The organism is Erythrobacter sp. SDW2, from assembly GCF_021431965.1.
In the GTDB taxonomy this organism is placed as follows: Bacteria; Pseudomonadota; Alphaproteobacteria; order Sphingomonadales; family Sphingomonadaceae; genus Parerythrobacter.
Genome location: NZ_CP090370.1, coordinates 188,081 through 199,952, shown reverse-complemented (window position 1 = coordinate 199,952; position 11,872 = coordinate 188,081). Strand labels below are relative to the sequence as shown.

Genomic DNA, 11,872 nt, shown 5'->3' with positions numbered 1-11,872 from the left:
CCTCCTCAGATTGCCAAGACCAGAACCATGCCGCCCAGCGCGGCGGCCATCAGAACCCGCAGCACTGACCATTTCAGCCCGAACACCATTGCGCAGGCGATTGCCGCCAGCACGCCTGCGCGCCATTCGAAGCTCGCCGGGTCCGGCCAATATAACCGCAGCGGGCCGAATTGGCGCTGGCCCACCTCAGCAAACAGCACATGCAGCGCAAACCATGCGGTCAGGTTGGCGATGACGCCCACAACCGCCGCCGTCACTGCTGCGAGCCCGCCCTTCAACCGCACGGCGTTACCCAGTCGGTCGATCCACGGCGCGAAGGCAAAGATCCACATGAAGCACGGCGCGAACGTCACCCACGTGGTCAGCCCCGCCCCCAGCAATCCCGCGACGAAAGGCGTGAACGGCTCCGGCGCACGGAAGGCCGCGAGGTAACCGACGAATTGTGTCACCAGGATCAGCGGCCCAGGCGTGGTTTCCGCAAGGCCCAGCCCATCGGCCATTTCGCCGGGTTTCAGCCACCCGAACCCCTGCACCGCTTCCTGCGCCATGTAGGCGAGCACTGCATAAGCCCCGCCAAAGGTGACGATGGCGAGCTGCGAGAAGAATGCGCCGATCTCCCACAGAACGTGTTCGCGGCCCAGCGTCAGCGCGATCAGCGCCATTGGCGCAGCCCAGACCGCTCCCCAAAGGACGATCGACAGGATTGTGGTGCGCCACGGTCGTTCGGGTAAAGCACCGCCAGTTGTAGTGGGTTTCAGCGCCAACAGGTCAGGACGCCAGGCCGCAATTGCCATTCCAATCACCCCGGAACCCAAAACGATTAGCGGAAACGGCAGGTCGAATAGGAACAGCCCGATGAACGCGGCCACCGCCAGCGCACGCTTCAACACCGTATCCAGCGCACGTCCGGCAATTCGCAACAAGGCCTGCACCACAATCGCCAGCACCGCCGCTTTCACGCCGAGGAACAGTGCTTCGACCCATGCGAGATTGGCGGTAATGGCATACAGGACCGACAGCGCCAGAATGATGGCCGCGCCCGGAATGACGAACAGCAACCCCGCTGCCAGACCGCCGCGCCAGCCATGCAACCGCCAACCGATCCACGTGGCAAGCTGCTGCGCTTCGGGGCCCGGCAGCAGGTGACAGAAATTGAGCGCGTGGAGAAAATCTTCCTCCTCGACCCACTTGCGTTCATCTACCAGCTCGCGGTGCATCAGCGCAATCTGCCCAGCAGGCCCGCCAAAGCTGAGCAGGCCGATGCGGGTGAACGCCCGGAGAAGTTCGGTGAAGGTGATAGGAGGGGTGAGAGCCAAGGACGCCAAGTGAACCTCGCACAATGCACCTTGCCAACAAGGACAAGGCCGCACCTTTCCAGGCGCAACCCGAAAGCGGTCGACCAGGTGAGGTCGACCGCCCGAAGGTGTCAGATTTCCGTGCGCTCCGCCAGTAGTAGTGCGTCTTCGACATCGACCCCAAGATAGCGAACGGTGTTCTCGATCTTGGTGTGACCTAGAAGTATCTGAATTGCGCGGATGTTGCCCGTAGCGCGGTAGATCATCGCGGCCTTCGTCCGTCGAAGCGAGTGCGTCCCGTACTCAGATTTCCGTAGGCCAATCGCAGTAACCCACTCATCCACCAAGCGCGCATACTGGCGCGTGCTCATGTGTCCGGCGTGGTCGATCCTGCTTGGAAAGAGGTACTCGCTGGTCGAGCCGCCCCGACGTTCTAGCCAGGAAAGCAGGGTTGAACGGACATCGGCTGTGAGCTCGAACTGAACTGGCCGATTGGTCTTCTGCTGGACGACAATTGCCCTAGTGCGGATGTCGGTCCCAGCTATGACGTCGCCGATCTTGATCTTGACCAAGTCGCATCCGCGCAACTTGCTATCGATTGCTAGGTCGAATAGCGCCTTATCCCGTAGCCGACCTTCACGATCCAGATGGAAGCGTATTGCCCAAATCTGTTTTTGTGTCAGTGGTCGCTTTGTGCCGACGGTCTTGCCAGCATTCCACGCTGCACGCGCCTGTATGGCAGGATCAAATCTCGAATAGCCCATTGTCGTTCTCCTCGGCCATGATTGGCCACAAAGAGAACGGTTGCAGCTTGGCGGGAGGTGGGCCGGAAGCGGAAAGGCAGCTTTTATATCTTTGAGCGGATTAAGCGGACAGCGACTGCTGACCGAATCGCAAGCCGGTGCATTAGAGAATGGTCTGGAGAAACCCCTCTTGGCATAGACTTTTGCCGTCGTTGAAACGCCCTGCAGGACAGCCAACACGGAGCCGAGAGCCACAAACTAAATCGGTTTACTATTTAGCGCGCCTTTCCTACCATCCAGAGATGGCGAGAGAAACCTTTACGATTGAGGGCGCAGGCGCGATTTCTCTTACAGCCGAGGCTGAGGGGGATGCCTACGCTAAACCCGTCCTTCTTGCGCACGGCGGCGGGCAGACACGGCGCGCGTGGAGAAGGGTGGTCAGCGAGCTGGCTCAAGCCGGCTTTCGTGCAATCGCCTTCGACATGCGCGGTCACGGAGACAGCGATTGGTCGCCATGCGGAGCTTATGAAATGCGCGACTTCGCGGCGGATCTGGTCGCTGCAGCGTCGCGCCTGGACCAGAAGCCAGCGCTGGTCGGCGCTTCACTGGGCGGGCTCGCTGGACTGATTGCCGCAGGGGAGCTTGCTCCAGGTAGCTTTGCTTCACTCACATTGGTCGACATTGCCCCGCGCATGGAGCCCAGCGGTGTGATGCGCGTGGTTGGTTTCATGGAAGAGCATGTCGATAGCGGCTTCGCCTCACCAGAGGAGGCGGCCGACGTGATCGCTCGCTACATGCCGCATCGTCCCAAGCGGGGCGCGAGCGATGGTCTGAAAAACTATCTGCGGCAGAAGTCGGATGGGCGCTTCTATTGGCACTGGGACCCGGTGTTTATCCGTAATATAATGTCAGCCAGACAAGGCGACCCAGACAGCCAAGAACGTCAATCGGCAATGCTGAGCCAAGCTGCGGCGAATCTCACGCTTCCGCTTCACCTCATCCGAGGCGGCTCTAGCGATCTTGTTTCCGAAGAGGCCGTTTTGCATCTGCGACAACTCGCCCCCCATGCAGAATACACCGATATTGCCGATGCCACGCACATGGTCGTGGGCGATGCGAACGATGCCTTCTCCGCCGCTATCGTCGATTTCCTAGGGCGCCATCACTCATCCGATACGGCTCAGCCACAGGGGACGAGGGAGCTATGATCGATCGAGAGCGCTTGCAGGAAATGCTGCATATCGCGCCGTTTCACCGATGGCTTGGGCTGGAGATTGCGACATGCTCCGACCAGTCAATCGCGATCACCATGCCATGGCGCGAAGAGATCGTGTCGAACCCTATGATTGGGTCGGCGCATGGAGGGATCCTGGCTTCACTGGTCGACCTCACCGGGCTTTATACTCTGCTTGCCGGGGGCGTCGCGGCGAGAGCGAAGGCCGATCTGCATGTCGATTACCACCGTCCTGCAACCTCAGGACCTCTCACTGCTCACGGACAGATCGTGAAGATCGGGCGACAGACTTCGGTGGCCGAAACCCGGGTTCTCGAGCCCGACGACAAGTTGGTCGCCAGCGGCAGGGGCGCCTACTTCTCGTCAACCGGATCACTTGATCAGCGCGGCGGGACTATTGATCTCGAACAGGCTCTTGCCACCCAAGGCCCAGCGACTTCTGCAGCGCTATCCACGCCAGCGTAAGGGCACCTTTTGCCCGGACGAGGTCTGCTGAGGCCTGCTGCTGTTCTCGCAGGGCCCGGTTGAGGTCAGCCTTCGAGATCGCTCCTGCGGCAAAACGTTGGCGGTTCAGGTCTGCCGCGACGTCAGCCTGCTTCTTGATTTGCATACTGGCAGCGAGCGCAACACGCTGCTGGCCGAAGCGAGCCAAGGCACGTTCGGCGTCTTGCAGTGCCAGAAGCACCGTCTGCTGGTAATTGGCGACTGCTTCGTTGCGCGCTGCCCCGGCTTGGTCGATCGCAGCGTCTACCCTGCCGAAATCCAGAAAATTCCACTGGAGGCGCGGGATCGCGAGTGCGGAGAATTCGCCGACATCGACAACGTCGTCCAACGAGGATCCGCCGAGGCCCAAGATCCCTGTGAAGGACAATTTCGGGAACCGCGCCGCCTCGGCCACCCCGATCCGCGCCGTCGACGCGGCAAGAGACCGTTCGGCCGCCCTTATGTCAGGCCGACGCGCCACCAGGCTTGCCGGATCGCCGATCGCGACCTGCTCTGGCGGCATGGGAATGGAGCGCGCAGTCGTGAGCGCTGCATCAACTGATCCCGGCACCTGTCCGGTCAGTATAGCGAGTGCATCAGACAGGACTGCGATATCCGCTTCAGCTTCGGCAAGTTGTGACTTGAGCATCTCCAGTTCGGCATTCGCGGTGCCTACCGGGAAAAGCGGCAATGCACCGCGCTGATAGCGTTGGTATGTCAGCGCCAGGATCTCTTCCTGCAACGAAATCTGCGCCTCAAATTGCTCTGCGCGGAAATGGGCCTCCCGCAAATTGACGTAGGTGCTGGCCACTTGGGCAGTCAACTGGACCTTTGCGTCCTCTGCATTGGCCACCGTTGCAGCAGCTTGGGCATTGCTGGCCTCAATGCGCCTGCGCGAGCCACCGGCGAACTCCAGCTCCCAGTTGGCGTTAAGGCCCACATTGTAAAAGCTCAGCGAGTCATCGGTCTCTGCGTCGGAATTGGTTTGCTCTGACGGGGGGGGCGCCCCGCCTTGAAGGTCGAGACCAGGAAGCCGGCCCTGCACGGTGGTGGCCTGTGCCCCAAGCGATGGCATTCGACCCGCACGGTCTTGCCTGATGGATGCCCGTGCCTGGGCAATGCGCGCCTGCGCTGCGGCGAGCGAGGGGTTGCCGGACAGCGCAGCCTCCACCAGCCGCGTCAACTCGGGATCGCCGAGCAGCAGCCACCATTGAGCGACAACCGGATCAGATGCGCTCACATCACTGCCAGCGCGCACAAAGCGAGTGCCCGTGTCTGCTGACACAACTTCCGGGGGGCCTGCATAATCGGGCCCTGCCGTGCATCCAGCTAGCAAGGCGATAGTGACAAGCGGAGGTAGCAAGTGGCGCATCGTGTAGGGCTCAGTGCATCGAAAGGGAGACATTTTTTGGAAGCGGCCTCAGGAAGAGGACCAGCGGAACCGTCGCGAGGGTCAGAATCCCCATAACCAGGAACACGTCATTGTAGGTCATTATGAACGCCTCGCGTTGGAGGGTGCGGCTCAGGACGGCCATCGCCCCCTCCATGCCGCCGAAGTTTCGCGCCAGCCCTTCGAGATAGTCCTGTAGCGAAACGCTGTTCGCATTCAGGGTCTCTTCCATCCGCCGGCTATGATGCCAGATCCGCTGGTCCTGGAACGAAGCGAGGGCCGAGAGGGCGAATGATCCGCCAAGATTGCGGGCCGCGTTGAAAATGCCCGAGGCATCGCCCGCGTCTTCCTTGGCCACCGAAGCCACCGTTGCCTGATTCAGGAACATCATCGCAAGGATCATTCCGGCCCCGCGGATAAGCTGACCTTCAGTGAAGACAGCGCCGCCGGATTCGGCGGTCAGACTCGTGCTGACAAAGCAGCTGATCGCCATCAGCAGCATTCCGGTGCCGACGGCAATGCGGATGTCCACCTTGCGGATCATCAGAGGCAGAACCGGCATCAGGAGAAAGGCCGGGACACCCATCCAGAAGATGACCAGTCCCGTCTGAAAAGCATTATAGTCAGAAATGATCGCGAGGAACTGCGGAATGACATAGGTCGAACCATACATCACCATGCCCAGGGCGAGCGCCATGATCGCGACGCTGGCGAACTGTCGATTGAACAGGAGCTGCAACTTCAAGACCGGCTTGCGTGCTTTCACTTGTCCGTAAATCAAACAGGCAAAGCCGATAATGGTCACCACCGTTAGCCAGCGAATGAGTGAGGACTCGAACCATTCCTCACGGTGCCCTTCCTCGAGTACAACAGTCAGACCGCCCAGTCCGAGGATCAGCCCGAGAATGCCAGCCCAATCGGCGTCCGTGAGATATTCCCACTTGGGCTTCTCGTGAGGCAGCCCGATAAACAGCAGGAGCAGCAGGATTGCGCAGACTGGCACATTGACGAAAAAGGCATAGTGCCAGCTCAGGTTCTCGGTCAGCCAGCCGCCGATCAATGGCCCCATCACGGGGCCAAGAACCACAGTCATGCCGAACAGCGCCATTCCGATTGGCTGTTGGTGCGGCGGCAATCGTTTAGCCACAATAGTCATTGCGGTCGGAATGAGGACTCCGCCCATGAAGCCCTGGCCCGTGCGGCCGATGATCATGGTCGTAAGGTCGGTGGCTACACCGCATAGCACAGAAAATGCGGTGAACGCGCTGACCGCGATGATGAGGAGGGTTCGCAGACCGAACAGCCGTTCGAGCCAAGCGCTCAGTGGAATGACGACAATCTCAGCAACGAGAAATGACGTAGCAATCCAGGTGCCTTCGGCGCCTGTGGCACCGATCTCGCCCTGAATGACGGGGAGTGCGGAATTGACGATTGATATGTCCAGCGTCGCGAGCATGGCGCCGAGCGCGCCCGCGGCCACAGCGACCCAGGCAGTAACGTCTGCGTTCTTTCGGCTCCCGGCCGGCCCGATCGAAGTGTCCTGCGCTGCCAGTATCTCGGTCATTGAGTCCGACTCGAGATCTCTTCCAATTCGCCGGCAGCATTCCGGGTGTCGACCGTAGCCACTACCGACATGCCGGGAACGAGCAGACGCCGCACTTCAGGGGGAGCATCGATAGCGATGCGGACGGGTATCCGTTGAACGATCTTGGTAAAGTTGCCGGTGGCATTTTCGGGGGGGAGGATGGAAAATTCCGCGCCCGTTCCCGGCGATATGCTGACCACTCGTCCCGCGATCTCAAGGTCGGGCAGGGCGTCAACTTCGAGCCTGACGCTCTGGCCGGCCCGGATCAGGCCGACCTGCGTTTCCTTGAAGTTTGCCGTCACGTAGATCGCCCTCACCGGAACCACCGTCATCAAACGTTGACCCGGTTGCACGAACTGGCCCACCCTCACCGAGAGATCGCCGACGCGGCCGGCCTTGCTGGCGCGCAGCAAGGTCGATTCAACCGTAAGGTCGGCTGTTTCCAGCTGAGCGCGAGCAGCGTCCGCCTGCGCCTGGGTCTGGCTGATCTGCTCGAACAGGGTCCCCCGGCGAGCGGTCGCGGCAGCGACCGCCGCCTGCGCAGCGGCGAGTTCGGCCCGCGCCTGCCGCGCCTGCGCCTCATACTGATCGAGCTTTTCCCGCGGTTCGGCTCCTGTCGCGGCAAGGGGCCGATATCGCGCCACCTGGTCGTTCGCGAGGTCGAGTGCTGCGCGCGCGGCGGCGAGTTGGCCCCGCGCCTGGCGAATGGCTGCATCCTGTTCAGCTACCTGAGAACGGATTGTGTCGGCACCGGCCAGGGTCGCAGCGATCTGTGCGCGCGCCTGTTGCGCTTGCGCCTGATAATCCCGCAGATCCAGTTGTACGAGGGCTCCGCCGAGAGCAACCTGCTCGTTCTCCCCCACGAAGACCTCTTCGACGTATCCCGCTACCTTGGAAGAGATAACGACGCTGTCGGCAGCGACATAGGCGTTATCGGTCGACTGCATGTATTGTCCGTAGCTTACGTGCCGGTAGTACCACCAGATCCCGCCAAGCAGCACGGCAAGACCAACGAGGATTAGCACGATGCGCAAGCCACGCCGCGATTGCGGTTTCGTTGGGGTTGTGCCCTCCTGCTCCGGTTGGTTGGAGTTATCGGTCATCTGACTCTTTCGGCAGCCTCAGTAAAAGGTGAACGCGTCTCGCGCCCTATGAGCCGTGAGCCAGATAGTAAAGGCATTTAGCAGTTTGCATTTGGGCATCCGAGGCTATCCGACTACACAGCGCTATGGATGAAAAACCAGATACCATGTCACGGTCTCAGCGTCGGCAGAAGGTCATCACCGATGATGACCGCATTCTCTATCTTATGGACGAGATCAGTCGCGGCGCGCGCAGAGTGTACGATGCGAGGGTCGCCAGGATCGGTCTCAATCAGACACAGTGGAGGATCATCGGACAACTTCTTCGCGATCCTGCCCTTACGCAGGCTGAAATCGCCAAGAAACTGGAACTGGAATCGGCGACCATCGGCCAGGCGGTTGCAGGTCTTTGCGCACGCGGGCTGATGAAAAGGCTTCAAGCTGAGACGGATCGGCGAGCGTGGCAGCTCATCCTCACGGAGCAGCTTGACGATCTGCTGCCCGAACTGAGAGGCTCCGCGGATAGGCTTCATGGTCTGCTTTGGCGCGACATTGCCGCCGACGAGAAGCAAACGTTGCAGCAGATTCTTGCAAGGGTATCAGAAAATCTGGACCAACTCCGGGCCGAGGCTGAGTAAAATCATGGCATCGCCCCCGGAAAAGCCTATCAGCAGCATCGCTCGCGCCGCGGAGATCGGCCAAATCCTAATGAGGCACGGTGCGAAGAATCTTGCCGGAGCCCTCGGATTTATTCCCTCTTCGAGCAATGTCATCGATCCTCGCGAATTTCGTCCGGCCGCAGTTGTGGCGTTCCTCCGTGACATCGGGCCAGTTGGTATAAAGCTGGGGCAGCTCCTCGCCACACGAAGCGATCTGTTTACCGAACACTGGATCACGGCATTCTCAACCCTGCACGATCAGGTGTCGCCAGTACCCTTCGCAGATATCGAGCCCGTACTTGCTTCAAGCTGGGGTGAGGACTGGCGGAACGACTTTGCGCAGTTCGACGAACAGCCTTTGGCGTCCGCCTCGATTGCACAGACCTATTCCGCCAAGCTACGGGACGGTAGCGAGGTCATCGTGAAGGTTCGCCGCCCGGGCACCGCCGCGCGCATGGAAGCCGATGTGCGCCTGCTTGTGCGTCTTGCCGAGATCGCAGAAGCACGCTCGCCTGACATCGCGCGTTACCGGCCAGTCGAGTTTCTGCGGACCTTCGGCCGCAATCTTGCCTGGGAGATGGACCTCGCTGCGGAATCCCGAGCCTGCGAGCGGATCGGCGCATATCTCGATACCATCGGCGTCAGGACCCCGGCCATCCATTGGGAACTGACCGGGCTGCGGGTGAACGTTCAGGAACGCCTGTACGGCAGGCCCGCGTCTTCGCTGGGCAGCCCATCCGGCGACCCGCGGGTGGCGGCTTTCGCTAAAAGCTATGCCAACGCTGTCCTGCGCATGATCATCCTGAACGGCGAATTCCACGGCGACCCTCATCCCGGCAATGTTTTCCTGATCGGCGAGCAGGATGTCGGCTTCATCGACTTCGGATCAGTCGGGACGCTCACCAAGACGAGGCGCGACGAGATCGTTCGGCTCGTGCTTGCGATCGCTGGCGAGGAAACGAGCGAAGTCGCGGATGTCCTGCTCGCATGGGCGGGGGCGCCGAAGGTGGATCGCGATGCGCTCGCGGTGGATCTCGATCATTTGATCGGAGAGTTCAGGGGGACCGTGCTTTCTGGAATCGAGTTCTCGCAAATTTTCTCCCGCGTTTTCGATCTTTTGCGGGATTATCAACTGGTCCTGCCACCCGATCTGGCTATCCTTCTGCGTACCTTGCTTACGGCAGAGGGTGTCGTCCGATCACTGGCACCCGACTATAACATTGCCGAGGACACCCGGCCGATCATGACGGAGCTTCTCGCCGAGCGGTTCTCGCTCGGCAGCGCTCGGTCGGGTTTGAAGAAACTTCGCGGTCAGCTGCTGGGGTTGTCGGCGTCCTTGCCCGACATACTTGCCACTGCGAACTCGATCGCAAAGTCTGGATATGTGCCGGTTCAGCTCGATCCCCTCAGTATCGAGCAGCTCGCTGGACTTCGCAATGAGCGTCAGTCCTTGAAAGGCCCTCTAGCTGCCGCATTGATCGTGGCTAGCGCGTTGCTTGTCGATCAATCCTGGCCTCTGGCTGGCGGCGCGCTTGCGATTGCTGGGGTGGTGCTCGTCCGAAAATCATAATGACGGCGCAACTTAATTCGTGCACGGTCACGTTACGGCAAAGCCGAACTTAACGAGGATTTCATACGCCTCACTTCAGCGACCAAGACGCATCGCGAAGAAAATTTTTCGACCTATTGCGATTGAAGGCTCATTTTCCTCAATCAGACGAAACTTTGGAACGGCAGCTTTCAGGCTTGTCCTCGCCTGACTTTATGGCCGCTATTGGGGCGCAAAGCCGTCATCATTAGACGAGAGGGGAGGAAGCTTTTGCTTTTCCTGAACCGGGACATGTCCGTCTCGGCGATCAGGAGAACTCCCATGACCAAGTCCCGCCGCACTGCTTCGACTTCGCCTTCCCAGCGCATCACCGCCGCCATCATCGAAAAGCTCGAGCAAGGCACAAAGCCCTGGGTCAAGCCGTGGCGCGGTGTACCCGTCTCGCGGCCCTTGCGATCCTGCGGGACGCCCTATCGCGGCATGAACACCTTCTGGTTGTGGATGGTGGCCGACGGCTGTGGCTACGCCTCGCCCTACTGGATGACCTATCGCCAGTGCCAGAAGCTCGGCGGACAGGTCCGCAAGGGTGAGAAATCGACCATCGCGATCTTCTACAAGAGCTACACCAAAGAGGTCGAGAACGCCGAAGGCGAAGCTGACACCGAGAACCGGCGCGTGCTCAAGGCCTATGCCGTGTTCAACGCTGACCAGTGCGATGGCCTCCCAGCATTTTACCATCCCCAGCCGCTGGTTGCCGCACTTGCGCCCGAAGGACGCGAAGACCGGCTCGATGCCTTCTTTGCTCATATCGGCGCAGACCTGCGCCATCACGGTGCGCAGGCTTATTACGAGCCGCTGCGCGACCGAGTCACCATGCCACCAGCCGAACTCTTCGAAGCCTACGACCACTACTACGCGACACTCGCACACGAGTTGTCGCACTGGACGGGTCATTCTTCGCGGCTCGACCGCGACCTCAAGAACCGCTTCGGCAGCGACGCCTATGCTGCCGAAGAACTGATCGCCGAACTGTCCTCCGCCATTCTCGGGGCAGAACTGGGCCTTCCGGTCACCCACCTCGACCATCACGCCAGCTACATCGCGTCCTGGCTCCAGATCCTCAAATCGGACGAGCGCGCGATCCTCACCGCCGCGGCCAAGGCCGAGGAAGCGGCCAGCCTGCTGCTCGGACTGGGCGGATACCAATCAAGCGAAGGCGAGACCGATGTCGATCTCGCTGATGCAGCCTAAGGAGCGGTGAAATGGGACGTTCCGTCAGCTATCCAACTGGCTCCGTGGTTGCCTTTCGCCTGCTTGATGACGGCGAAGACGACGATGTCGACTGGGCCTACGAGTGCCTCGTCGAAGAGGTCATCGATGCCGCGAAGGCGGCCTTTCCTTCTTTCGAGCGCTTCGAGGGATGGCGCGGCCGCGAGGACCGTATCCTCCTGCGCAACGCCTTCGCCGATTGCGGCATATCGACCTATTGCGGGCTCGCCGCGATCTGGCTCGCCGAGCGCGATGACGCTCGCTATTGGGAAGCCGATTTCGACAACCCACGAACGGCGAGAGCACGGCACTGGCTTGGCCAGGTGTCGGGGCGGTTCATCGACCTGTTCGGTGAGCTGCGCCTGGTCGGGCGGTTCTCGAATGGCGAAGCGATCTTCGAGCGCTCCCGATCCGCCTGCGACACCGGCTGCTGATCCTGCCTCGTCCCTGACCGCCGGGAGAGGCCCTTGGGCCGGTCGGGGCGCGCCGCAACCTGCGGCCCGTCGGCCCGTGTTGCCCGCGCCAGCCTAGGGCCGCAGGTTTCCCGCTGCGCGGTGCGTCTCGCCCCTTCTCCCGGCCCTGA

At 60.9% G+C, this 11,872-nt stretch carries 11 protein-coding genes; 6 read left to right on the top strand and 5 right to left on the bottom strand.

All coding sequences use genetic code 11. The features are described 5' to 3' along the window. Positions 1-5: 5 nt before the first annotated feature. Positions 6-1,316, bottom strand: a complete 1,311-nt coding sequence (gene chrA / locus LY632_RS00975) for a chromate efflux transporter (RefSeq protein WP_234091956.1) — start codon at positions 1,314-1,316, stop codon at positions 6-8. A gap of 110 nt (positions 1,317-1,426) precedes the next feature. Further along, positions 1,427-2,059, bottom strand: a complete 633-nt coding sequence (locus LY632_RS00970) for a tyrosine-type recombinase/integrase (RefSeq protein ID WP_234091955.1) — start codon at positions 2,057-2,059, stop codon at positions 1,427-1,429. 281 nt (positions 2,060-2,340) lie between these two features. On the opposite strand from LY632_RS00970, the gene LY632_RS00965 reads away from it, so the two are divergent. Together LY632_RS00965 and LY632_RS00960 are read left to right on the top strand one after the other, a co-directional pair. Beyond that, complete coding sequence (locus LY632_RS00965) at positions 2,341-3,246, top strand: alpha/beta fold hydrolase (RefSeq protein ID WP_066581753.1); 906 nt, start codon at positions 2,341-2,343, stop codon at positions 3,244-3,246. Beyond that, positions 3,243-3,737: a hotdog fold thioesterase gene (locus tag LY632_RS00960; RefSeq protein WP_234091954.1), complete on the top strand. Its 495-nt coding sequence runs from the start codon at positions 3,243-3,245 to the stop codon at positions 3,735-3,737. The genes LY632_RS00965 and LY632_RS00960 overlap by 4 nt, the downstream gene beginning before the upstream one ends. On the opposite strand, the gene LY632_RS00955 is transcribed toward LY632_RS00960, so the two are convergent. The 3 genes from LY632_RS00955 to LY632_RS00945 are packed head-to-tail and all read right to left on the bottom strand — an operon-like array spanning position 3,667 to position 7,833. Next, positions 3,667-5,127, bottom strand: coding sequence for an efflux transporter outer membrane subunit (locus LY632_RS00955; protein WP_234091953.1), 1,461 nt, complete (start codon positions 5,125-5,127; stop codon positions 3,667-3,669). The two genes, LY632_RS00960 and LY632_RS00955, sit on opposite strands and share 71 nt — an antisense overlap. A gap of 10 nt (positions 5,128-5,137) precedes the next feature. Further along, positions 5,138-6,709 (bottom strand): MDR family MFS transporter, encoded by a 1,572-nt coding sequence (locus LY632_RS00950; RefSeq protein WP_086741071.1) that lies wholly within the window; start codon positions 6,707-6,709, stop codon positions 5,138-5,140. Then, positions 6,706-7,833, bottom strand: coding sequence for an HlyD family secretion protein (locus LY632_RS00945; protein WP_086741073.1), 1,128 nt, complete (start codon positions 7,831-7,833; stop codon positions 6,706-6,708). The genes LY632_RS00950 and LY632_RS00945 overlap by 4 nt, the downstream gene beginning before the upstream one ends. A gap of 125 nt (positions 7,834-7,958) precedes the next feature. Here LY632_RS00945 and LY632_RS00940 point away from each other — a divergent pair, with 125 nt between their 5' ends. From LY632_RS00940 to LY632_RS00925, 4 genes are all read left to right on the top strand, one after another. Continuing rightward, entirely contained in the window at positions 7,959-8,450 is a 492-nt protein-coding gene (locus LY632_RS00940) for a MarR family winged helix-turn-helix transcriptional regulator (protein WP_234091952.1), read from the top strand. A 4-nt stretch (positions 8,451-8,454) separates the two neighbouring features. Continuing rightward, entirely contained in the window at positions 8,455-10,041 is a 1,587-nt protein-coding gene (locus tag LY632_RS00935) for an AarF/ABC1/UbiB kinase family protein (protein WP_234091951.1), read from the top strand. A gap of 300 nt (positions 10,042-10,341) precedes the next feature. After that, positions 10,342-11,271, top strand: coding sequence for an ArdC family protein (locus tag LY632_RS00930; RefSeq protein ID WP_234091950.1), 930 nt, complete (start codon positions 10,342-10,344; stop codon positions 11,269-11,271). Between the two features lie 11 nt (positions 11,272-11,282). Next, complete coding sequence (locus tag LY632_RS00925; protein ID WP_234091949.1) at positions 11,283-11,723, top strand: hypothetical protein; 441 nt, start codon at positions 11,283-11,285, stop codon at positions 11,721-11,723. Positions 11,724-11,872 lie beyond the last annotated feature (149 nt).

Bases quoted from the DNA above. Each gene is read 5' to 3' on its own strand.
- LY632_RS00970 (WP_234091955.1), bottom strand. From the start codon at position 2,059: ATGGGCTATTCGAGATTTGATCCTGCCATACAGGCGCGTGCAGCGTGG.
- LY632_RS00965 (WP_066581753.1), top strand. From the start codon at position 2,341: ATGGCGAGAGAAACCTTTACGATTGAGGGCGCAGGCGCGATTTCTCTT.
- LY632_RS00960 (WP_234091954.1), top strand. From the start codon at position 3,243: ATGATCGATCGAGAGCGCTTGCAGGAAATGCTGCATATCGCGCCGTTT.
- LY632_RS00955 (WP_234091953.1), bottom strand. From the start codon at position 5,127: ATGCGCCACTTGCTACCTCCGCTTGTCACTATCGCCTTGCTAGCTGGA.
- LY632_RS00950 (WP_086741071.1), bottom strand. From the start codon at position 6,709: ATGACCGAGATACTGGCAGCGCAGGACACTTCGATCGGGCCGGCCGGG.
- LY632_RS00945 (WP_086741073.1), bottom strand. From the start codon at position 7,833: ATGACCGATAACTCCAACCAACCGGAGCAGGAGGGCACAACCCCAACG.
- LY632_RS00940 (WP_234091952.1), top strand. From the start codon at position 7,959: ATGGATGAAAAACCAGATACCATGTCACGGTCTCAGCGTCGGCAGAAG.
- LY632_RS00935 (WP_234091951.1), top strand. From the start codon at position 8,455: ATGGCATCGCCCCCGGAAAAGCCTATCAGCAGCATCGCTCGCGCCGCG.
- LY632_RS00930 (WP_234091950.1), top strand. From the start codon at position 10,342: ATGACCAAGTCCCGCCGCACTGCTTCGACTTCGCCTTCCCAGCGCATC.
- LY632_RS00925 (WP_234091949.1), top strand. From the start codon at position 11,283: ATGGGACGTTCCGTCAGCTATCCAACTGGCTCCGTGGTTGCCTTTCGC.